This is a genomic window from Rhizobium sp. BR 315, from assembly GCF_050577975.1.
In the GTDB taxonomy this organism is placed as follows: Bacteria; Pseudomonadota; Alphaproteobacteria; order Rhizobiales; family Rhizobiaceae; genus Rhizobium; species Rhizobium miluonense.
In genome coordinates, this window is record NZ_JARWKZ010000027.1 from 1 (window position 1) to 19,692 (window position 19,692).

19 protein-coding genes are annotated in these 19,692 nt (G+C 61.0%); 7 read left to right on the top strand and 12 right to left on the bottom strand.

The window, feature by feature from the left end; genetic code table 11:
- Positions 1–1,107 (top strand): autotransporter outer membrane beta-barrel domain-containing protein (locus QD409_RS22455; RefSeq protein ID WP_430763705.1); only part of this gene is annotated, 1,107 nt, incomplete at its 5' end.
- A 256-nt stretch (positions 1,108–1,363) separates the two neighbouring features.
- Here QD409_RS22455 and QD409_RS22460 read toward each other — a convergent pair.
- Together QD409_RS22460 and QD409_RS22465 are read right to left on the bottom strand one after the other, a co-directional pair.
- Positions 1,364–2,347, bottom strand: a complete 984-nt coding sequence (locus QD409_RS22460) for a pyridoxamine 5'-phosphate oxidase family protein (RefSeq protein WP_430763706.1) — start codon at positions 2,345–2,347, stop codon at positions 1,364–1,366.
- Positions 2,344–2,955 (bottom strand): glutathione S-transferase family protein, encoded by a 612-nt coding sequence (locus tag QD409_RS22465; RefSeq protein WP_430763707.1) that lies wholly within the window; start codon positions 2,953–2,955, stop codon positions 2,344–2,346. Before QD409_RS22465 ends, QD409_RS22460 begins: the two co-directional genes overlap by 4 nt.
- Before the next feature lie 117 nt (positions 2,956–3,072).
- Here QD409_RS22465 and QD409_RS22470 point away from each other — a divergent pair, with 117 nt between their 5' ends.
- On the top strand, positions 3,073–3,990 hold the full coding sequence (locus QD409_RS22470; protein ID WP_430763708.1) for a LysR family transcriptional regulator: 918 nt from the start codon (positions 3,073–3,075) through the stop codon (positions 3,988–3,990).
- Between the two features lie 266 nt (positions 3,991–4,256).
- Complete coding sequence (locus tag QD409_RS22475) at positions 4,257–5,453, top strand: MFS transporter (RefSeq protein WP_430763709.1); 1,197 nt, start codon at positions 4,257–4,259, stop codon at positions 5,451–5,453.
- A 215-nt stretch (positions 5,454–5,668) separates the two neighbouring features.
- Here QD409_RS22475 and QD409_RS22480 read toward each other — a convergent pair whose 3' ends face one another.
- The 10 genes from QD409_RS22480 to QD409_RS22525 form a co-directional block, all read right to left on the bottom strand.
- The gene (locus QD409_RS22480; RefSeq protein ID WP_430763710.1) at positions 5,669–6,445 is read right to left on the bottom strand and encodes an amino acid ABC transporter ATP-binding protein; all 777 of its coding nucleotides are present in this window, start codon (positions 6,443–6,445) and stop codon (positions 5,669–5,671) included.
- 1 nt (position 6,446) lies between these two features.
- A complete protein-coding gene (locus QD409_RS22485; RefSeq protein WP_430763711.1) occupies positions 6,447–7,109 on the bottom strand; it encodes an amino acid ABC transporter permease in 663 nt (220 codons plus the stop codon).
- Entirely contained in the window at positions 7,109–7,756 is a 648-nt protein-coding gene (locus QD409_RS22490; protein ID WP_092853153.1) for an amino acid ABC transporter permease, read from the bottom strand. Before QD409_RS22490 ends, QD409_RS22485 begins: the two co-directional genes overlap by 1 nt.
- 57 nt (positions 7,757–7,813) lie before the next feature.
- Positions 7,814–8,632: a transporter substrate-binding domain-containing protein gene (locus QD409_RS22495; protein WP_430763712.1), complete on the bottom strand. Its 819-nt coding sequence runs from the start codon at positions 8,630–8,632 to the stop codon at positions 7,814–7,816.
- Positions 8,633–8,981: 349 nt separating this feature from the next.
- Positions 8,982–10,130: a M20 aminoacylase family protein gene (locus tag QD409_RS22500; protein WP_430763713.1), complete on the bottom strand. Its 1,149-nt coding sequence runs from the start codon at positions 10,128–10,130 to the stop codon at positions 8,982–8,984.
- The gene (locus QD409_RS22505; protein ID WP_430763714.1) at positions 10,127–11,347 is read right to left on the bottom strand and encodes a Zn-dependent hydrolase; all 1,221 of its coding nucleotides are present in this window, start codon (positions 11,345–11,347) and stop codon (positions 10,127–10,129) included. The genes QD409_RS22500 and QD409_RS22505 overlap by 4 nt, the downstream gene beginning before the upstream one ends.
- The gene (locus QD409_RS22510) at positions 11,331–12,554 is read right to left on the bottom strand and encodes a diaminopropionate ammonia-lyase (RefSeq protein WP_092853145.1); all 1,224 of its coding nucleotides are present in this window, start codon (positions 12,552–12,554) and stop codon (positions 11,331–11,333) included. Before QD409_RS22510 ends, QD409_RS22505 begins: the two co-directional genes overlap by 17 nt.
- Positions 12,555–12,716: 162 nt before the next feature.
- Positions 12,717–13,205, bottom strand: coding sequence for an Lrp/AsnC family transcriptional regulator (locus tag QD409_RS22515; RefSeq protein WP_092853143.1), 489 nt, complete (start codon positions 13,203–13,205; stop codon positions 12,717–12,719).
- A 322-nt stretch (positions 13,206–13,527) separates the two neighbouring features.
- Complete coding sequence (locus QD409_RS22520) at positions 13,528–14,244, bottom strand: hypothetical protein (RefSeq protein WP_092853141.1); 717 nt, start codon at positions 14,242–14,244, stop codon at positions 13,528–13,530.
- 37 nt (positions 14,245–14,281) lie between these two features.
- On the bottom strand, positions 14,282–14,905 hold the full coding sequence (locus tag QD409_RS22525; RefSeq protein WP_430763715.1) for a MarR family winged helix-turn-helix transcriptional regulator: 624 nt from the start codon (positions 14,903–14,905) through the stop codon (positions 14,282–14,284).
- A gap of 311 nt (positions 14,906–15,216) precedes the next feature.
- On the opposite strand from QD409_RS22525, the gene QD409_RS22530 reads away from it, so the two are divergent.
- The 4 genes from QD409_RS22530 (at position 15,217) to QD409_RS22545 (ending at position 19,692) form a co-directional block, all read left to right on the top strand.
- Entirely contained in the window at positions 15,217–16,122 is a 906-nt protein-coding gene (locus QD409_RS22530) for a LysR family transcriptional regulator (RefSeq protein WP_092853137.1), read from the top strand.
- A gap of 173 nt (positions 16,123–16,295) precedes the next feature.
- The gene (locus QD409_RS22535) at positions 16,296–17,240 is read left to right on the top strand and encodes an ABC transporter permease (protein ID WP_092853136.1); all 945 of its coding nucleotides are present in this window, start codon (positions 16,296–16,298) and stop codon (positions 17,238–17,240) included.
- Complete coding sequence (locus tag QD409_RS22540; protein ID WP_092853134.1) at positions 17,237–18,055, top strand: ABC transporter permease; 819 nt, start codon at positions 17,237–17,239, stop codon at positions 18,053–18,055. The genes QD409_RS22535 and QD409_RS22540 overlap by 4 nt, the downstream gene beginning before the upstream one ends.
- Complete coding sequence (locus QD409_RS22545; protein WP_092853132.1) at positions 18,052–19,692, top strand: ABC transporter ATP-binding protein; 1,641 nt, start codon at positions 18,052–18,054, stop codon at positions 19,690–19,692. Before QD409_RS22540 ends, QD409_RS22545 begins: the two co-directional genes overlap by 4 nt.

A 19,692-nucleotide genomic window follows, 5' to 3' on the forward strand; every position in this document is an offset into this window, starting at 1 on the left:
TCTGCACTACTGCACTATACGCCGAACCCGGCCTATTCCGGCCAGGTCCGCGTCGGCTACAAGCTCGTCAGCGCGCTCGGAGCCTCCAACACCGGCACGGTCACCTATAATATCAGCTATGACGCCGGCAAGGTTGCCGAGGATATCGACGGGCTCGTGCATGGCTTCGTCCAGGCCCGGCAGAACATGATCGCCAACACGATCGAGGTGCCGGGCCTGCTGCAGCGCCGGCAGATGCTCAAGGCGACCGATCCGATCACCGCACGCATGATGCCGTCGCAAGAGGGCATGACGCTCGGCTTCTCGACCAGCCTGTCGCAGATACGGGCGGCCGGCGGCGATGCGGATGCGGCATCCGCTCCCTTCAACGTCTGGATCGGCGGCGCCTTCCTGACCCATAACGACAAGAACAGGAACGACAGCACCAGCAAGTGGGGCAGCTTTGCCATGATCAACATGGGGGCGGACTATCTGCTCTCCGACCGGGCCTTGATCGGGCTGTCGTTCCACTATGACCGGATGACGGATCCGGCCGATCAGGATGCCAAACTGACGGGCAATGGCTGGCTTGCCGGCCCCTATGCCTCGATCGAGATCGGCAAGGGCGTGTTCTGGAACGGCAGCCTGCGCTATGGCGGCTCGAACAACACGATCAACACCCAGTTCTGGAACGGCAGCTTCAAGACGACGCGCTGGATGGCCGATACCTCGATCGACGGGCAGTGGACCCTCGACGAGGACACGACGATCTCGCCGAAATTGCGGATGATCTACTTCTCCGAAACGGTCGCGGATTACACGGTCAAGAACGGCGCCGGCGATGCCATCACCATCAACGGCTTCGACGAGGAGCAGTTCCGCGTCAGCCTCGGCGCCGAGATCGCCCGGTCCTTCCTGCTCGAAAGCGGCGCCAAGCTGACGCCGAAGCTCGGCATCACCGGCGGCTTCTCCGGCCTCGACGGCTCCGGCGCCTTCGGCGCTCTCACCGCCGGCTTCACGCTGCAGACCGCCAACTTCTGGATGCTCGACACCAGCATCCTCCTCAACATCGAGGGCGACGGCCAGAAATCCGTCGGCGCAAAAGTCGCCGCTGCAAAGAAGTTCTAAAGCAGGCACGGGCGCCAACGTAGTCGGAGACGCACGCAAACACGAACACACACCAGGATCGCCTCCGCCTGGGATTGCGGAGGCACAACCTTGGCCCTTCTCCTGGTCCATCGGCACATCAAGATCCTACAGAAAGGTGTCATGCTGGTCTTGATCGGCGTTGCCTTCGAGTGATGATGTTTGAGCGAGTGCGTCTCAGCGCGATCCCAGACGGCGATAGCCTTGTTTAGCGCGTTTTCAGGTTGCCGCAGTCGACCTAGGATCTCGGATCCGGATGGTCCCAAATACCTGTCTCCAGAGTGAATGGCGACCACTCGGTCATTTCATATCGGATCGGGAGGGCATCCGGCCGCCAGATCACGCGTCGCGGTCGGAAACGCCAATAGCGTTCGGCACCCTTAAGGGAGAGGTCCGATGCGCGATCGAACAGAATCTCGGCATCGCCGGTCATCTGCAGGAGACCGCCCGAGGCAAAGTCCACGAATGTTAGGCCGGCTTTTTGGTTCACGGCGATGTTCCCGAGGGTGCTGAAGAAGCGATTCCCAATAAAATCGGGAATTGTCAGCGAGCCATCTCCACCGACATGCACGAAGCCAGCTTGCCCACCGCGATGGGAGACGTCGACGCGCCGTTTGCCGTGATCTTCGAAGTAGGATGCCACAAAGAAAGTGTCGGCCTGTTCGATGAGAGTACGTGCAGTGTTGTCGAGCGTCGAACTGAGATGCGGCGGAGCGATCGTTACCTGCGTTGGCTCCCGGGTGAAACGGACGTCTCTGGTCTGGATATACTTCGGACAATTGCCGAAGCTCTCACCGACCATCAGATCAAATCCATCGGCGCGTCGATGTAACGTACCATTCAGCCGGTTCCGGCGGCGCGTGCTTAGATCGATGCCAAGAACTGCGATTTCTTGGCCATCCTCCATTCCCGCTTCGGCAGGGTCGGCTATCTCTCTGACAAGAGTGGCATTGAGCCGATACGGATCATCCGTGTATAGAAAGCCAGGGCGTCCGGCGCGCAGCGTCGCCCAGGCATCGCCCTTTGCATCGACCGCGCCGAGGACGACCATGGGCAGGAGCGGATAGAATTCGCGATGCTGGTCGATCAAGTGATCGCGGATCACTTTCCGGCCGATCTCGTTCATGCGTGCTTCGACACCGACCGATCGTTGCAAACGGATTTCGCCATCATGCCAAGGAGAGGGTAGGGAAGAGGTGTCACTTGTCGATAAGTCTGTCATGCCGCCAACCCGACCGGTGTCTTCTGGAATTCGATGAAACCTGGCAGCGCCTCTACTCGCGCAAGCCAGGCGCGGATGTGCGGATACGGCGCCAAGTCGACATCTCCCTCCGGCGCGCGGGCCAAATAGCTGTAAAGCGCGACATCGGCGATTGTCGGTCTATGTGTGGCGACCCAGTCGCGGCCACTGAGAGCAGCCTCGATTAGCGTCAGGATGGCATGGGCACGCGGAATGACTTCTTCAGCGCGAAGCGGCGCGTTAAAGACATTGATCAGGCGTGCCATCGCCGGGCCATAGGCGATCTGGCCAGCCGCGACAGACAGCCAGCGCTGAACGGCTGCGCTGCCAATCGGATCTTCGGGCAACCAGTCGGTCCGTCCCATCTTTTTGGCGATATAGACAAGAATGGCATTGGAGTCCGAGACAATCGTTCCCTCGTCATCGAGAACAGGCAACTGCCCAAAGGGATTGAGCGCAAGAAAATCCGGTTGCTTGTGTGCCTTGACCAGAAGATCGACCATCACAAGTTCATGCTCGACTCCAAGCAGCGACAAAAACAGTCGGGCGCGATGCGAATGACCGGAAAGTGGGTGGTAGTAGAGCTTCATGCCTGCCTCCTGAGAAATGATTGAAGGCATCATGACTGTTAACAGGCTTGACGATAACCATTGAAATAAGCAGGTGACCATTTCATAATCTGAAATAATAGGAATGAGGTTGTTCGCATGGACCGGTTACAGGCAATGCGCATTTTTGCGCAGGTCGTGGAGAGTGGCGGCTTTGCACCCGCTGCCAAGATGTTGCATATGAGCGCGCCATCGGTGACCCGCGCAGTCGCCCAATTGGAAGATAGTATCGGCACCCGTCTTCTGGTGCGAACAACCCGTTCGATGAAGCTAACTTCGGCCGGCGAAGGATATGCGGCTGACTGCCGGCGAATCCTTGCCGAGATTAGCGAAGCGGAAGCCAATGCAGCCGGGAGCTACACCCAGCCGGCTGGGGTGCTGACGGTGACCGCCCCGGTGCTTTTCGGGCGAATTCACGTGCTTCCGGTCATTCTCGATTTCCTTCGGCTCCATCCGAACATGCAGGTCAAAACCATTTTCGTCGACAGAGTGACCAATCTGGTCGAGGAGGGCTTGGATATCGCCGTTCGTATCGCAGCGCTGCCCGATTCAGGGTTGATCGCTCGTCGCGTTGGCTCCATCAGGCAGGTAATTTGCGGATCCCCGGACTATCTTGCCACTTTTGGCGAGCCGCAAACTCCAGAAGATTTGCGGCACCATAAATTCATCGGTCGCGACGGTCTATTCGGCCAGGCGGAATGGCTATTTGGAAGAGCTCACAATATTCGTGTTCCGATCAACGCTTCCCTGATCTGCAATACGAATGACACAGCGATTGCGGCTGCGGTCGCGGGCGTCGGGTTGTCGCGGTTCCAGTCCTATCAGGTGGCGGATGACGTGAAGGCGGGCAGACTGAAGATCGTTCTGGCAGAATACGAGCGGGAGCCGGTGCCGATTCATCTCGTGCACGGCGAGGGGCACATGGTCTCGGCAAGGGTCCGAGCTTTCATGGATTTCGCAGCCCGCCATCTGCAGCGACAGGCGAATGCGAGGGCTCCCCAGGAAGCGAGCTTCTGATCGGGAAGGCTTTAAACGGTATCGGCTCGGGAGATCACGGCGCTAACATTCTCTCTACCGCGCTGGTCCAAATATACGGTCGTTGCTGCAGCAGCCGATATTGCCTGCCTTCATCTGACAAGACCGGTTTTCGCGCTTGACGAGCATCTTACCTTGATGTGTATATGTATATACATCATCGGCGATGCTAGACATGCATAGAGCACGCGTTTTGCCAACCGGCTTCCAGGTTACTGCGAAATACGCATGATCATCGGAGTTCATACATGCTGCAATCCAACGAAGACGCTCTCGACTCTCGACATGGCTGGCGGGTTGTTGGCGGAGCGCACGCTATTACGGCCATTACCTTCGGCTCCGCCTACGCTTTCTCTGCCTTGTTTCCGGGTTTGTCGGCTGAGTTCAATGCATCGCGAGGCGAGATCGCGCTTGTCTTCTCGATCGCCGCATTTCTCTTTTACGCGCTGGGCGCCATTGCCGGCCCACTTGCCGATCGTTGGTCTACCCGCCGGCTCGTTGCTGCAGGTCTCATCGCAATGGCCGCGGGCTATGTCGTTGCCAGTCAGGCGACTTCTCTCCTCGGACTTTATATCGCTTACGGGGTCGGTGTTGGCCTCGGCATAGGACTTTCCTATGTACCGGTGATCGGTGCCGTCCAATCGTGGTTCCAGACAAAACGCGCGAAAGCTTCCGGCATCGCTACGGCCGGCCTCGGGCTCGGCACGCTGCTGCTGCCTTTCGCCGTCGCCAAGCTCATCCCGGTGATCGGCTGGCGTGGCTCTTTTCTGATGCTCGCGGCGGTGATCGCCGTAATAGGTCCTCCAGCCATGATGCTGGTTCGCCGACGTCTGGCCAACAGCGGAGCGAATGCATTGCCGCCCGCGCTCCTCAGTCCATTGACTGCCTGGAGCAAGCCTGGTTTCCCTCTTTTCTATCTCGTGATCGTCCTTGGTTCCTTCTGCATCTTCATCCCCTATGTTCACATTGTGCCGGCAGCACACGACCTCGGACTGTCACTCGACTCAGGAACCGCGCTGATTGCGCTGATCGGCGTAGGCAATGTGTTTGGACGCTTCGTCCTCGCAGGTTTCGGTGACCGCATCGGCTCGGTGCGCTTGCTTGCGCTTCTCACCGCCGTGGTAGCAGGTTCCTTTATCCTCTGGGCCTTTGCCGCCAATTTCGTGATGCTCGCCATCTTCGCCGTTATTTTCGGCGCCGCCTACGGCGGATGCGTCGGTCTTTATCCAGCCGTCGCCGCCGAACTTTTCGGTACGCCGAATATCGGCGCCTTGCTTGGCTATCTTTACACCGGCGTCGGAATCGCCGCACTGCTCGGCCCCACCCTAGCCGGCTTCGTCTTCGACCGCACGGGCACCTATCTCGGCCCGATCACCGCGAGTGCCATCGCCGCCGCCATCGCTGCGATCTTTACCCTCAAGCTGCAACGGGCGGAGGGAAAATGATCTTCAGAACGTCACCGGCCTGCGGCGGCAGCTATAGTGCTGCCGGCATCCTGGCTGATGTTCACGCGAGAATGGGTACCTGGCAGCCGCCGACTTTACGCTCCGGTGTCACGCTTCCATGCCGGTGCTGAACGTATAGCGAAAAGCTCAGTCGGCGTGCCGGTCCGCCAAGCGATGTCCATAGCGGATCGGCGTCGGCCGATCGTAAACCTTGCTCAGAAGCTGTTGCGTTCGTGATACGTGCGCAGGAAGGCCTGTATGCGTGCGTCCTCGGGTTGATGCAGTATCCGGGAAGGGGCGTCGACCCCGACCAGCACGCCCTTTTCCATGAAGGCGACCTGATCGGCGACATGTGCGGCGAAGCCCATTTCATGGGTGACGACGACCATGGTCATGCCTTCGGAGGCGAGGGTCTTCATGACGCTCAGCACCTCGCCCACCAGCTCCGGGTCGAGCGCCGAGGTCGGTTCGTCGAACAGCATCAGGCGCGGCTCCATCGCAATCGCGCGGGCAATCGCCACGCGCTGCTGCTGGCCGCCCGACAGGCGCGAGGGGTGGTTGGCCATCTTGTCGCTGAGCCCGACCTTCTTCAACGCCTCGGCGGCACGCCCCTCGGCTTCGGATTTCGGAAGGCCACGCACGCGCATCAGCCCTTCGGCCACGTTCTGCAGCGCAGTCATGTGCGGCCAGAGGTTGAACTGCTGGAACACCATGCCGATAGAACGGCGCATTTCGCGCAGCTTGCGCCCCGGCATCCTGGCACCACCTGGAGCAACGTAGCCGATCAACTGCCCGTCGATGGTGATCTCGCCGGAATCATATTCCTCGAGGAAGTTGATGCAGCGCAGCAGCGTGGACTTGCCCGAGCCCGACGGCCCGATCAGGCAGGTGACCTTGCCCGGCGGGATAGAGAGATCCACGTCCTTCAACGCCTGGAAAGGGCCGTAATACTTATTGATCTTGCGGATCTCGACGGATGACGCGGCAAGCATCTTACGTCCTTTCGATCAGATGTTTCGTGATGCGCGCTTCCAGCAGTCGACCAAAGCGCGAGATGATTTCGACCAGCGCCCAGAAGAACAGCGCCAGCACCAGGTTTGCCTCGAGGTAGCGGAACGTCTCGGTGGACATGCGCTGCACCGAATACATCAGCTCCGGCACGGTGATGATCGACAAAATCACCGTTTCCTTGGTCAGAATGATCGAGAAGTTGACGAGAGCCGGCAGCGCCGAGACGAGGCCGAGCGGCAGCAGGATCCGCCGCACGATGTTCGGCTCCGACATGCCGATTGCACGGGCTGCCTCGAGCTGGCCCAGCGGCACGGCGTTGAAGCCCGAGCGGAAGATTTCCGCGAAATACGGGCTGCCGTAGATGGTCAATCCCAGCAGTCCGGCGGGTAGCGCTTCCAGCCGCAGCCCGAGCAGCGGGCCGCCGTAATAGAGCACGAAGAGCTGCACCAGGAAGGGCGTCCCGCGGATGATCTCGATATAGGCCTGGATCAGCCAGCCGAGCGGGCGCGGTCCGTAGCGCTGTATCAGCGCGATGGCCAGCCCCAGTGCCATGCTGAAGATGGTGCCCAGCGCCCAGCATAGGATGGTGAGGCTGAAGCCGTTCAGCAGGATCGGCCAATATTGCAACAGGATGCTCAAGTCCATTACACGGTCATCCTGTGTTCGAGATAGCGCCCCAATGCCGCGAGGCAGAGGTTGATGACCAGGTAGATGCAAGCCGCCGCGAGATAGACCTCGAGCGGGCGGAAGGTCGTCCCGGCCTGCGCCTGGCTGGCGCGCGTCACCTCGAGTATGCCGACCACGGAGACCAGCGAGGATGCCTTGACCAGCAGGATCATCTCATTGACCAGTGCCGGCAGCGAGATCTTGACTGCCTGCGGCAGGATGATCCGGGTCCAGATGTCGCGCGGCCCCATGCCGATGGCGGTGGCCGCCTCGGACTGCCCTGGCGGTAGGGCCATGATGGCGCCGCGCCAGATTTCGGAAACATAGGCGCTGGAACAGATGCCGACCGTGACCACGGCGGCGACCATGGCCGGTACGTTGATGCCGATGACGGGCAAAAGATAATAGCAAAGCAGAAGCTGCACGAGCAGCGGAACGCCGCGCAGGAAACTGACCCAAAGCGCCGCGAAACGGCGCAGCCAAACCGAACGCGAGAGGCCGGCGGCGCAGATGAGCGCGCCAATGACCAGCCCGAGCCCAATGCCCAGCAGAGAAACGAGCAGCGTATAGCGCGCCGCCCAGAAGAGCGGCCCGAAGCTGCCTACAAAAGTCGAGATAGAGAACATCAAGGTTCCGTTTGGCCGGGGCGCGCGGGCGGGATCGCTCCCGCCCGCGGCATGTCGTTACTTGGTCGGGACTTCGCGCGGCAGCGCGGTGTAGGTGCCCAGCCACTTCTCCTGGATGGCCTTGACGCGGCCGTCATCCGTCATCTTCAGCAGCGCGTCGTTGATGGCCTTGACATAGCTTTCGCTATCCTTGTCCTTGCGCAGAACCCAAGCGAAATAGGTCGGCTGGCCGAAGGTCGCGGGCTCGAACAGGGCGAAGGTCTCCGGACGGGCCTTCACCAGATAGGCGAGGTTCGGCAGCGAGCCGGCGACGGCGTCGAGGCGGCCGGCAGCGAGATCGGCATAGGCCTCGTCGGTGGTGCCGTATTCCTTGACGGTCACGCCGCCCAGCTTTTCGCCAAAGGCCTGCAGCTGCTTGAACTGCGCGGTGCCCTGCTGGACGCCGACTGTCTTGCCCTTGATGTCCTCGGGCTTCTTCAGGCTGGTGTTGCCGGCGGCATGGACCAGCGCGACCGTCGCGTCGGCGATCGGCAGGCTGAAGGCGTAGCGCTGCAGGCGCTCAGGCGTGATGGTCACCGGAGCGATCACGATGTCGAACTTTTTGACCTCGAGGCCGGGCAGTTCGGCGGTCCAGGGAATGTCCTGATAGACAGGCTCTGCGCCGATCTGCTTGGCCACGCCATCGAAGAGGTCCTTCGTCATGCCCTGATAGTTGCCGTCCACCAACATGTCGAACGGCGCGTAGTGCATGTCGGTTGCCGTGGTGATCTTGCCCGCAGCCTTCACGTCGGAAAGCTGGTCGGCCAAGGCCGGCGCAGTCAGACCCAATGCGGCTACGCCCAACAGGGCGGATTTAAGAGTTCTGGAAAGTGTCATTTCGTAGTCTCTCCCCTCATGGACTGTTTGGCGCATATCGCCTGACGGATAGTTATTAAGCATTTCCATGCGCGCCGCCAGATGTCGACGGCGCGCATGGAAGATGAAAAAGCTCTGTTGCAAAAAAAGCTATTGGGGCGATCCGGTGCGCGGATGATCTGAGGCAGGTTTTTTCATCAGCGATCGTAAGCGGCGGCATCCGGTTCACAGATGAAGGTGACGTAGTTGCCGGCCAGCGCGAATTTTTCACGAGATGCGGGGAGTTGGCCTCGACACGGCCGTGCGTCTTGGCGAGGCGCCAGCTGTGCTGGATCTCGAGGAAGCGGCGGATCAGCAGGGCTCGGCTCTGCTACCGCATCGGCAGGCGGCGTCTCACGGTTGCGGCGTGCACTTGCGCGCCGTGGATCAAGGCTGCGTCGTTGAAGTCATAGCCGGGATTGTGGAGGGGCGGGCAGTTTTCGCCGTTGCCGATGAATGCGTAGCAACCGGGAGCGTGGGCGAGGAACCGCGCGAAGTCCTCGGAGCCGGTCATCGGTTCCGGGCGGGTTGCCACCGCCTGCGAGATCGAGCTGACTGCGGCCATCATCTCGGCGGCAAGGCTGGCGTCATTGATCGTCGGAACAAATTCCCTTGTGTATTCCACTTCGACCTCCACGCCATGCCCTTCGGCGACGCCCCGTGCGATCCGGCGCATTTCCGCCTCGATGCGCGCCGAGACCTCGGGATGGAAACTCCTGCAGTCCCCCAAGACGCGAGCCTTGCTCGGCAAGGCATTGCGCGTTCCGTCCGTCAGCAGTTCCGTGACTGAAACGACGGCGATTTCCGCGGGGCTCAGGCGGCGGGCGACAATCGTCTGCAACTCGAGGACCAGCGAACAGGCCGGGACCATGACCTCGCGTCCCCAGTCCGGCCGGGAGGCGTGGCCGCCCTTGCCCTTCAGCGTGATCTCGAAAATGTCTTCCGCCGACATGATCGCACCGGCCCGCGTCTCGAAATGTCCGACCGGCAGGCCGGGCATATTATGGAGGCCATAGACTTCGTCGAACGGGAAGCGCTCCATCAGGCCGTCGTCCAGCATGGCGCGTGCGCCCTGGCCCCATTCTTCGGCGGGTTGGAACAGAAAGCGGACCGTTCCGTCAAAGCCGCCTTCTTCGGCGAGGAGTTGCGCGGCGCCGAGCAGCATCGCCGTGTGTCCGTCATGCCCGCAGGCATGCATGGTGCCGGGCTTGGTCGAAGTCCAGGCCGCGCCTGTGGCTTCGGTGATGCGCAGAGCATCCATGTCGGCCCGCAGCGCGATCGCGCGGTTCGACGTTCCGCGCCGTAGTGTCCCGACGACGCCGGTGCCGCCGACACCTTCCGCAACATCGATGCCAAAAGCTCGCAGGGTTTCGGCGACGAAGGCTGCGGTCCGGTTTTCCTCGAAGCCGAACTCCGGATGGCGATGAAGATCACGTCGCCACTCGGTCATCTGCGCGTGAAGGTTTTTGAGGTCGGTCATCGGCTGAGTTTCCTTGCAACGTCGAGGAGCACGTTGGCGCCTGCAATCAGATCGGCGTCGGCGGTGTATTCGGCCGGATTGTGGCTGACGCCGCCCTTTGAGGGTACGAAGATCATGGCGGCGGGAGCGATACGGGCGATCATCTGCGCGTCGTGACCGGCCCCCGACGTCATGCGCCGGCACACGAGCTGGCGTTCAGCCGCGGATGTCTCGATAGCGGCGACGATTTCCGGCGCAAAGGTCACCGGTTGGAAGCGGGCCAGGCGCTCGGTCGTCACCTCGAAGCCTTCGCTGCGCAGCCCATTCAAGAAAGTATCGAGGGCAACTTCCTGGCCTTTGAGCCGCTCCTCATCGGGATTGCGGAGATCGACAGTGAAGATTGCGCTCGACGGAATGACGTTGATCGCATTGGGTTCGAAGCGGATGGTGCCGACGGTCGCGACCGCGCCTTGCGTATCTCGGGCAAGCCTGTCGAGAAAGGCAAGCGTCTGTGCGGCGGCGACGCCTGCGTCGCGGCGCATCACCATGGGCGTGGTGCCTGCGTGGTTTGCCATGCCGCCGATGGTCACCTTCTGCCAGGAAATACCCTGGAGATTTTCGACAGCGCCGATCGGCTGGCCTTCGGCCTCGAGGATCGGCCCTTGCTCGACATGCAACTCGACATAGGCATGGGGCTTGAGAAAGCCCGGTTCGCGGCTTCCTGCATAGCCGATGCGGTGCAGTTCCGCACCGAGTGTCGTGCCGTCGGTGCCAACAATGGCAAGCGCATCGTCCGTCGCAAGGCCGCCAGCGGCGACGAGGCTGCCCATCATATCAGGTGCGTAGCGCACCCCTTCTTCATTGGTAAAGGCGACGACCGTCAGCGGGCGCGAAGGGCGCAGGCCAGCCTGTTGCATGGCCTCTATGACGGCAAGGCCCGATAAGACGCCGTAGCAGCCATCGTAGATGCCGGCATCAATAACTGTATCGATGTGTGATCCCATAACCATGGGATTGCCAGAGACCCCGTCCGGCTCCCAGATGCCGTAGATATTGCCGATACGGTCGATCTCGATCCTCAGTCCCGCTTGCCTCAGCCAGCCGCAGAGGAGATTGCGTCCCGCGCGGTCGGCATCGGAAGCGGCAATGCGGCAAAGGCGGCCGGCTTCGTCGCGTCCGGTGGCTCCAAGCTCCTTGAGACGGGCGAGCAGACGTGCAGCGTCAATTGCGATCGTCATACGGGGCTCCTTTCAGGACGGCTTCCGCGCTATGTCCGACAATGCTCTCGTAAAGTGCAGGGTCTGTGGCGCCCTCGGTGTTGACGACGAGAACCCGCGCCTGCGAGTTGAGGCCAATCTTTGCCGCAAGCTCTTGATCACGAAGGACCGTCAGGACGCCGGCCAGACCCGCGCCCCCACTTTCCCCTGCAACCACGGGCGGGTCGCCCGCAACGGGCAAGGCCAGCAGGCGCATCACTTCCGGCGCGCTATCTTCATCGACGGTCATGAAGCCATCAGCCACCCGTTCGAGGATGCGGAAGGCGACGATCGAGGGCTCGTAGCATTCCAGCATTGCCATGACGGTCGGCTCTGTCTCTTCCACCTTGACCGTATGGCCGGCCTTGACGCTTTCATAGAGGCAGGCGGCACGGGCCGGTTCAACCACCGTAACATGGGGGCGTTTGTCGCCGAGTGCGATTGCCGTATGTCCGGCAACGGCAGCGGCAAAACCGCCGACGCCGGCTTGCAGGAAGACGTGGGTTGGTGGTTGCGGTAGCGCGGCACAGATCTCTCGCACCATCGCCGTGTAGCCCTGCGTAACGAGACCGGGGACGTATTCGTAGCCGGGCCAGGAGGTGTCGGAGAGAATCGTCCAGCCCTGCTCAGTGGCGACGCGCGCCGCCTCGGCTACGGAAAAGTCATAATTGCCGTCGATCCGCACCATTTCAGCGCCGAAGCGCGCGATGGCCTGAACGCGCGCATCGCTGACGCCGGAATGGACGAAGATCACGGCGCGTGCGCCCATGAGCGCAGCGCCCTGGGCAACAGAGCGGCCGTGGTTGCCGTCGGTTGCGCAGGCGAAAGTCATGGTGGCGGCGATGGCGCGGACCTCCTCCGACATAAGCTCGTCGATAGTGACCTTGCGTTTAAGGCGGCGCTCGGCTTCTTCCTGCACCAGGATCATCAGTGCGTACGCACCGCCCAGCGCCTTGAACGAACCCAGCCCCAGGCGAAAGCCCTCGTCTTTGACATGCAACGAGCCGAGCCCCAGTTCCTCGGCAAGGCCGGGAAGGGCATGAAGCGGCGTTGCATCATTGTTTTCGCGGAGCGCAAGAACTTGCGCCACCCGGTCTGCCGCTGCAAGGCCAAGTGTTTCAGCATCGCGCGCATCCAGAGGCTGCCGGTATGCCGGCATGGCGTTCGTCAGATAGGGCGTGGCACGCATCGGCATCTCCTCGGTCCGGACATCTGATTGAACAATATTTCAAGAGAGGCGAGAGAGGCGCTGTATTTCAGTGATTTCGATGCAATTTTGTCTCGTTTCTGGCTGGTCTGGCTGACTTTTGGTTCGCGGCGCAGTGCGCATCTCGCAAGCGGAAATGCGATCTCACTCCAAGGGAACGCTCAGTCCCACCTTGACGCGTTCCATGGAGACGAAAGTCCGGAAGCGCTTCACGTTGTTGTTGCCGAAGAACAGCTTTCGCGTCAGCGCCTCATAGTCCGGCATGGTGCGCACGATGATGATCAGGATGAAATCAGCTTCGCCGGTGACATAGTAGCATTGCTGCACCTCCGGTGCCGCGGAGAAGGAGCGTTTGGCGGCCTCGTAAAGCTCCGCCCGCTCGCTTTCCATCTCCACTTCGACGAAGAGCGTGATCGATTGATCGACCTTCGCGGGATCGACGAGTGCGACATTGGCCTGGATGACGCCAAACTCCTCCATGCGCTTGATGCGGCGCTGAACGGCTGGCGCGGAGAGATGGATCATCTCTGCAATGGTTCGCTGCGGCGTCTTGTTGTCGCGCTGCAGAACGTCGAGAATCTTCAGGTCCAGCCGGTCCAGCTCGGCGGAGCCATGTTTCGGCTTTTCGGTCATGTCTAAAGCGCTTTCTGCAACAAAATTGCATTTATACGCCTGTATGAAGGCGTAGGTCTCAGTCTGCGCTCAATGTTATTTCATTGGCCGATGCAAGTCTTTCATTTCACCGGAACATTTGCCGCGCTGATGGATAGACTACAACCACACGTTTGGCACGGTGCGGAAGGCGGATTTGATCTGGCCAAAGTGCCTTTCGACCGCTCCTGTTGCATTGCTGGGATCAATAAGGGTAATTCTGCTCATGTTCTTTCTCTCTATTAGCCTGGAGGGGAGAATATGCCGGTTCGCCGATGGCAGTTGGCGAACCGGCGCGACAAGATCACTTGGCCGGCTCGACCTTGCCGGGAAGGCTGAGGCTTCCGGAAGCGACCTTGAAGACGTTGTCGACGCATAAGAGCGGCGCATGCAGGTTGCCGTTGACCTTGAGGCCCGCGGCGACGCCGTCGAAGGAGGCACCCTTGATGGCGCCGATCAGCGAAAGCGGGATTTCGACATTGACCGTGTCGCCCGTGAAGGTCGTCGGATATTCCGGACTATCGATCAACAGCGGCACGCCCGGCCATGTCTTCGGAACCTTGGGCTTCGCGCCCGCCGGAATGTCCACGACCTTGAGCCCGCCGCCGCAGGCCTTGTCCTTGGCCAAGACGACCCAGTGCGGATGCCAGATGTGGCGGTTCTTGCCGCCGCTGGCGGCGTCGTCGAAATCCGGATGGAAGGTGACGGCCAGCGCCACGATACCCTGCTTTTGGTCGAAGCCAATCTCGCCGCTGTCGAGGCTGGTCGGCCAGACATAGGCGTAGACGCTGGAACCTTCGAACTTGCCGGCGGCATCGGGCTTGTCCTTGCCGGCCTCGCCGCGCACCCGCGTCGAAAAGACGGCGGTGTCGCCCTTGGTCGTGATTTTCGTCTCGATGATATCGAAGGATGCCTGGACAGCCTGGTTCGGCTCGGCCTTCACCGGGTGCGCGTTCGCCGGCGCATGGCACAGCAAGGCCGTTCCGGCGACAAGCGTGCCGGCTATGAATGCTCTGAACATAGGGAGATCTTCCTTTCGTTTTGCCTGGAGGGTTGGTTTATCCCGCTTGGAACGTTTCCCAGGTGGCAGCCCGGGATGTGGGATCGGCTTGTTGATGATCGCGGCAATCGACACGGAGCTCACGCTGGCCGAAGGGCGCGTTCACGAAATGACAGTGATGAGGCCGGGCCGCATCGGCATGCATGAAAGGAGCGAAATATCGGCAGGTCAGGCACATGCGCTGGACGGGAATTTCGCCTGCTTCCTGCAATTGCCGGATCATCTTCACGAGGGTGAGGAGCAAGGCCTCCTGCTCGCCGCCGTCCAGCGCCTTAAGAGCCTGCTCGGCAAGGCCAGGTTCACTGTCCTCAACCCTTGCGGCGGCCAGGCCCTCGGCCGTCAGCGCGACGATCACGGCCCGTCGGTCGGATTGACCGGGTTGCTTTTCGAGATAACCTTTACGCTCCAGTGCGTTGATCGAATCCGTCGCCGTTGGCTGCGACACCCCAAGATGTGCGGCAATATCCTTCACGCCGAGCCCCGCTTCACGTCCCAGCAACAAGCTGAGGATTGCCAGTTGCGTCGGGTTCAGGCCCATTCCTTTGGCTTTATTCCAATCGTCGAGACGCATCGCCATCGCAATGCGGGCTAGGCCCTCGCGGATGCGGTAGTCGATCGACACTGGGTTCTTCGGTGTTTCCATGATTTCAATATACATAGGATTCCTATTTATTCAAGCCTGAGTCGGTCAGAAATTGATGTCAGGCTGGGTCGAAAAGAGCAGCCTTGTCGGCGTGCCTGGCTCAGGCTGCTATCCAGAGCTGAGTGGCTCTGGACGATCTCATCGCGCGGCAATATACAGGCCTGCCGCTGCGTTTGAGCCGGAATCGCCGGTGATCTACTGCCTCGTCTGCGGTGAAACGCATCCTTTGGCGAAGGCGGCTGGCCTCTTCCTTCACAACAGCGCCGATTGGCCATCGGGGGGAACGGCTGATGAATATCAAGCAACTGGAAGTGCTTCGCACGCTTCTCGCCACCGGCTCGACCATCGCGGCGGCAAAAGCCATGGGGCTCAGCCAATCGGGCGTGAGCCGCATGTTGCAGCAGCTGGAAAGCGATCTTGCCATCACGCTCTTCGTCCGTGACCGTGGGCGGCTGATCGCAACACCGGAAGCGGCGGTTCTGGCGCGGGATGCAGAAAATGTGCTTCTCGCCGTCGAGCGCATGGCCGGCCATGCCGAAGATCTGCGCAACGGCGCATCCGGGCCGGAAATCGTCCGGATCGGACTACCGAGCAGCATGTGGGAGAATTTCGCTCCCGCCATGCTGATCGACTACGTCCGCGATTTTCCCGGCGTGCGCATCGAAACATTCTTCGAATCGACGACGGCGATCAACAAGCTGGTCGAGGAGCGGGTCATCGATCTCGGATTTCTAAGGATGGAAGGCGAGACGGGACCGGGCATCGACATCGAAAAGATTGCCACCGGTGAAAGCGTCTGCGTCGTCCCCAAGGATCATCCGCTGGCAGAACTCGACGAAATCACCGTCAAGAACTTGCGAAACATACCGCTCATTCTGATCGGGCGGCAGAGGCCGAACCGCATGGCACTCGATCAGGCGTTCACGCGGGCCGGGGTGAAGCAGATGGTCAAGATCGAAACCCATACCAATAGCTCCGCCTGTTCCTATGTGGCGCATGGTCTGGGGGTCACCATCATCAGCAGCTTTTACGCCAAGCTCTACCGCCATCTTCCGGTCGTGCATCGTCCCTTCGTGCCGCGTTCGACACAGGCGTTCGGGCTGGCCAAGGCAGCCGGTGTTCCGCTCTCCATTGCCGCCCAGGCTCTGAGCGACGCGCTGAAAAGGCAGATCCAGCTTTCCCAGAAGGACCGATAGGGACGCCGACGGTGTTTTCTACCGCTCGAAATTGAGACCGTGAATGCTCCAGACTTTGCATAAGTGTATGACAAAATCGCATAATATTGCGCCACTTTCCGCAATCCGTCATAGTCTCGCGCAATGAAGTCGATGGCGGTCGAGGAAAAGCGGCCACCAATCGTGGGGAACTAATGCTGAGATTTATCCTGAGTCGCCTGGTGATGGCGCTTCCGACGATCGCGCTTGTTGCCGTGACCGTATTTGCGCTGATTCGTTTCATTCCGGGCGATCCCGCCGCGCTGATGCTTGGCGACATGGCGCAGCCCGATCAGATCGCTGCGATGCGGACCGAACTCGGTCTCGACAAGTCGATGCCGCAGCAATTCGTAATCTGGGCCGGCAACGTGCTGCTGGGCGATTTCGGCAAATCGATCGTCAACGGCGAATCCGTTCTGCCGCTTGTCGCATCGCGCTTTCTCGTCAGCGCCGAGATTGTCGTCGTCGCGGTTTTCTTAGCCAGCTTGCTCGCCGTTCCGGCCGGGCTGATTGCGGCATGGCGCCAGAACGGTTTGACGGATTTGGCTCTGGTCGGAACCGCGACTGTGCTGCTCTCCATTCCCACCTTCTGGCTCGGGCTGCTGCTCCTGCTTTTCTTCGGTCTCAAGCTCGGCTGGCTGCCGGTTTTGGGCTACGTCTCGATCGGCGATAATGTCGTGGGTGGCCTGCTTTATCTCGTGCTGCCGGTCATGACGCTTGTCATTCACGAGATGGGCGTGTTGATCCGCATGGCGCGTGCGTCGACGCTGGAAGTGCTGCGTCTCGACTACATTATCCATGCACGGGCCAAGGGGCTTTCGGAAAGCGCAGTCCTTTGGCGCCACGCCTTCAAGAATGCCTTCGGTCCGACCTGGACGATGATCGGCCTCATCCTCGGCAACCTGCTCGGCGGCATCGCCGTGATCGAGACGGTGTTCACCATCCCCGGCCTGGGCCGCTTGATGGTCGACAGCATTTTCGCGCGCGACTATCCGGTCATTCAGGGCTGCCTGCTGTTCGTGTCGCTCTCCTATGTCCTGGTTAACCTCGTCGTCGACCTTCTCTATCCTCTCTTTGATCCGCGTGTGGTTGCCGAATGAAGAAGCTTGCTTTCAACGGGCTGGTCGGCGGCATTCTCGTCGCCATCCTGCTTATCACTGCCGCTGTCGGACTGTTCTGGACGCCATTCGATCCGACAAAGCTCTCCTTCACTGCGCGGCTTGCCGCACCAAGCGCCGTCCATCCGCTCGGAACCGACGAGTTCGGTCGGGATGTGCTGAGCCGGTTGATGGTCGGGGCGCGCGCGAGCGTCTGGATCGGGGCACTTACGGTCTTCCTGGCAACCGTCTGCGGCACCCTCATCGGGCTTGTCAGCGGCTATGCTCGAGGCTGGGCAGACGGCGTGATCATGGCGGTCAACAATGCGCTGCTCGCCTTTCCGGGCATTCTCCTGGCGCTCGGCCTGCTCGCAGTCTTCGGTGCCAATCAATACGGCATCATCTTCGCTCTCGGCATTGCCTATACGCCGTCCATGGCGCGTGTCGTCCGCGGCGCTGTTCTTTCCCTGCGCGAGCGCGAATTCATCGAAGCCTCGCGGGTGATGGGCAATGGCGAGCTCTACACGATGTTTCGCCATGTTTTGCCCAACTGCCTTGCGCCGATAACGGTGCTGGCGACCTCCATGTTCGGTTGGGCCATTCTGTCTGAAAGCGCGTTGTCCTTCCTTGGTCTCGGCGTGCCACCGCCGGCGCCGACCTGGGGCAATATGCTGGCCGCCGGCCGGCCGCTCATCCAGCAGGCCGTCTGGCTTGGCCTTTTCCCCGGCCTCTGCATCGCGTTGACGCTGCTTGGCATCAATCTTCTGGGCGATGCCCTCCGTGACAGGCTCGATCCGCGCATGAGAGGTCTGAAATGACATCCGAAACAGCAGGGAGCATTCTTCTCAGCGTCCGCGACCTTTCGCTCGAGGTCGTAAGATCCGGCCACAGGGTGGTCAAAGACGTCAGTTTCGATATCGCGGCGGGCGAGATCTTCGGTATCGTCGGCGAGAGCGGCTCCGGCAAGACGCTGGCGACCCGCGCGCTGATATCGCTCTTGCCGCAGGCGATCGGCGTTGTCAGCGGGTCCGTGACTTACAAGGGACGCGACGTGCTGTCGATGAAGGGCCGGGAGCTTCGTGAGTTGCGCGGTGCGGAGATCGGCGTCGTCTTTCAGGAGCCGATGACCTCACTCAATCCGTCGATGATGATTGGGCGGCAGCTGGAGGAGGGGCTTGTTCTGCACACCAGGCTCTCGCCCGATGAGCGCCGTGTCCGCATCATCGATATGCTGAAGCGCGTCGGGATCCGCGATCCGGAAGGGGCGCTCACCTCCTATCCGCACGAGTTTTCCGGCGGCATGCGCCAGCGCATCATGCTCGCCTCCGTCATGCTCCTGAAGCCGGCGCTTCTGATCGCCGATGAGCCGACCACGGCGCTCGATGCCGTCATCCAGCGCGATGTGATGGAGCTTATGGTCGAATTGACGCGGGCCGAAGGAACGGCCGTTCTGCTGATCAGTCACGATCTGCCGATGGTGGCGCGATATACGAACCGTATCGTCGTGATGGAAAAGGGCGCGGTCGTCGAGGAGGGGCGGACAGAAGATCTGCTGGAGGCGCCGCAGCATCCCTATACGAAGAAACTCCTGTCCTCGCTGCCTTTTCGCGCCGGGACCCGCCGCATCGATACTTCGCGAGCGCCAATGGTCTCCGCCCGCGACATCGTGGTCGATTATGCCAGCCGCAAGTCGCTGCTCAAGAGGGGCAGCCCGAAGCGCGCGCTGCATGGCGTCAGCGTCGATATCCATGAAGGCGAAGTTGTCGCTCTGGTCGGGGGATCGGGTTCCGGAAAGACGACGCTCGGCCGAACCATTGCCGGTCTGGTCAAGGAGAGCGGAGGCAACATTCGCTTTCAGGGTCGGTCACGCGATGAAGACTGGCGCGACTATCGCCTGAACTGCCAGATGGTGTTTCAGGATCCCTATTCCTCGCTCGATCCGCGCATGACGATCCAGGCGCTGGTCGAGGAGGCGCTCAGGCTCGTGCCGGATCTCGATAGCGATGCCAAGCGTAAGCGGGCGCTGGAAACGCTGGAAGAGGTCGGTCTCGGCGGCGACTACACGCACCGCTACCCGCATGAGCTGTCGGGCGGCCAGCGCCAGCGTGTGGCGATCGCCCGCGCCATCGCCCGACGCCCCCGTTTTCTCATTGCCGACGAACCAGTCTCAGCGCTCGACGTGACGGTCAGGGCCCAGGTCCTGGAGCTCTTCTCCAACCTGCAGAAGCGCTACGGTTTCTCGTGCCTGTTCATCAGCCACGATCTCGGTGTCGTCGAACAGGTCGCCGACCGCGTCGTCGTCATGCAGGACGGGCGCATCATCGAGGAAGGTGACCGCGATACGATTTTCGACAGTCCGAAGGAGGCCTATACGCGCCGGCTCCTTTCGGCCATTCCCGCCCTCGACCTGAATGAAAAGGGTGGCGTCACACTCAAATGGCGCCTGGAGAATTGA

Excerpts from the sequence above, each read along its gene's own strand:
- QD409_RS22520 (WP_092853141.1), bottom strand. The coding sequence starts at position 14,244 with ATGTTCAGAGCATTCATAGCCGGCACGCTTGTCGCCGGAACGGCCTTG.
- QD409_RS22460 (WP_430763706.1), bottom strand. The coding sequence starts at position 2,347 with ATGACAGACTTATCGACAAGTGACACCTCTTCCCTACCCTCTCCTTGG.
- QD409_RS22505 (WP_430763714.1), bottom strand. The coding sequence starts at position 11,347 with ATGACGATCGCAATTGACGCTGCACGTCTGCTCGCCCGTCTCAAGGAG.
- QD409_RS22515 (WP_092853143.1), bottom strand. The coding sequence starts at position 13,205 with ATGACCGAAAAGCCGAAACATGGCTCCGCCGAGCTGGACCGGCTGGAC.
- QD409_RS22530 (WP_092853137.1), top strand. The coding sequence starts at position 15,217 with ATGAATATCAAGCAACTGGAAGTGCTTCGCACGCTTCTCGCCACCGGC.
- QD409_RS22475 (WP_430763709.1), top strand. The coding sequence starts at position 4,257 with ATGCTGCAATCCAACGAAGACGCTCTCGACTCTCGACATGGCTGGCGG.
- QD409_RS22485 (WP_430763711.1), bottom strand. The coding sequence starts at position 7,109 with ATGGACTTGAGCATCCTGTTGCAATATTGGCCGATCCTGCTGAACGGC.
- QD409_RS22480 (WP_430763710.1), bottom strand. The coding sequence starts at position 6,445 with ATGCTTGCCGCGTCATCCGTCGAGATCCGCAAGATCAATAAGTATTAC.
- QD409_RS22500 (WP_430763713.1), bottom strand. The coding sequence starts at position 10,130 with ATGACCGACCTCAAAAACCTTCACGCGCAGATGACCGAGTGGCGACGT.
- QD409_RS22540 (WP_092853134.1), top strand. The coding sequence starts at position 17,237 with ATGAAGAAGCTTGCTTTCAACGGGCTGGTCGGCGGCATTCTCGTCGCC.
- QD409_RS22490 (WP_092853153.1), bottom strand. The coding sequence starts at position 7,756 with ATGTTCTCTATCTCGACTTTTGTAGGCAGCTTCGGGCCGCTCTTCTGG.
- QD409_RS22510 (WP_092853145.1), bottom strand. The coding sequence starts at position 12,554 with ATGCGTGCCACGCCCTATCTGACGAACGCCATGCCGGCATACCGGCAG.
- QD409_RS22535 (WP_092853136.1), top strand. The coding sequence starts at position 16,296 with ATGCTGAGATTTATCCTGAGTCGCCTGGTGATGGCGCTTCCGACGATC.
- QD409_RS22470 (WP_430763708.1), top strand. The coding sequence starts at position 3,073 with ATGGACCGGTTACAGGCAATGCGCATTTTTGCGCAGGTCGTGGAGAGT.
- QD409_RS22495 (WP_430763712.1), bottom strand. The coding sequence starts at position 8,632 with ATGACACTTTCCAGAACTCTTAAATCCGCCCTGTTGGGCGTAGCCGCA.
- QD409_RS22465 (WP_430763707.1), bottom strand. The coding sequence starts at position 2,955 with ATGAAGCTCTACTACCACCCACTTTCCGGTCATTCGCATCGCGCCCGA.
- QD409_RS22545 (WP_092853132.1), top strand. The coding sequence starts at position 18,052 with ATGACATCCGAAACAGCAGGGAGCATTCTTCTCAGCGTCCGCGACCTT.